Below are 1055 nucleotides of genomic sequence, written 5' to 3'. Positions count from 1 at the left end.
GTCAGGGGATCAGCACGGCGCGGCCATGGATCTTGCCGTCGTTGAGGTCGCGCAGCGCCTGGTTGGCATCGGCGAGCCGGTATTCGACGGTGGCCAGGTCGACGAGGCCGCGGTCGGCGAGCGCCATCAGTTCGACCAGTTCCGCCCAGGTGCCGACGAGGTTGCCGATGATGTTCTTCTCGGTGATGACCATGTCGACCGTCGCGATCCTGATGTCCTCGCCGTAGCCCACCACGTAGTAGCTGCCCATCGGCCGCGTCATCTTCAGGCCCCTGGTGGTGGTGCCCTTCTCCCCGACGAAGTCGATGACCGCCTCCGCACCGGCCCCGCCGGTCAGCTCCAGCACCGCCTCGACCTCGTTGCCGTCGGCCTTGACCAGCTTGTCCGCCCCCATCCTGCCGGCCAGCGCCAGCGAGGCCTCGGACCTGTCGACGACGATGATGTCGGCCGCGCACATCGCCCTCAGGCACTGGATGCCGATATGGCCGAGCCCGCCGGCGCCGATCACGACGCAGCTTTCACCCGGCAGCAGATGACGCGTCGCCTTCTTCACGGCGCGATAGGCCGTCAGGCCCGCATCCGAATAGGGCGCCACATCCTTCGGCGCGAGCGTCTTCGGCAAAGGCACGATGTTGCGCTCGGACGTGCAGAGGAATTCCGAATAGCCGCCATTGCAGTCGAGGCCGGGGAACTTGCCCGGCCCATGCATGTCGAAACCGCGCCGGCAGGCAAGGCAGGTGCCGCCGGAGATCTTGGGATGGACGATCACGGGATCGCCGACCTTGATGCCCTCGACCTCCTTGCCGATCGCCTCCACCCAGCCGGCGTTCTCATGGCCCATGATCAGCGGCAGCAGGCTGTCGCCGTTCGGGTCCATGTGCGGGCGCCAGATGCCCTCGATGATGTGAAGGTCGGTGCGGCAGACACCGGCACCGCCGATCCGCACGATCACATCCGTCGACTTTTCGATGTTCGGGTCCGCGACCTCCTGCAGCGAGACCCATTGGTCCGCCGTCAGACCGTCGTCGTATCTGGTCAGCACTTGTGCTTTCATT

At 66.2% G+C, this 1055-nt stretch carries 1 protein-coding gene; it reads right to left on the bottom strand.

The window, feature by feature from the left end:
- Position 1 precedes the first annotated feature (1 nt).
- On the bottom strand, positions 2–1054 hold the full coding sequence (locus EV665_RS32150) for an NAD(P)-dependent alcohol dehydrogenase (protein WP_133037283.1): 1053 nt from the start codon (positions 1052–1054) through the stop codon (positions 2–4).
- Position 1055: the final 1 nt, after the last annotated feature.

This window comes from Shinella granuli, from assembly GCF_004341885.1.
Taxonomy (GTDB): Bacteria; Pseudomonadota; Alphaproteobacteria; order Rhizobiales; family Rhizobiaceae; genus Shinella; species Shinella granuli.
This window is presented reverse-complemented; position numbering and strand designations above follow the sequence as displayed.

Excerpts from the sequence above, each read along its gene's own strand:
- EV665_RS32150 (WP_133037283.1), bottom strand. The coding sequence starts at position 1,054 with ATGAAAGCACAAGTGCTGACCAGATACGACGACGGTCTGACGGCGGAC.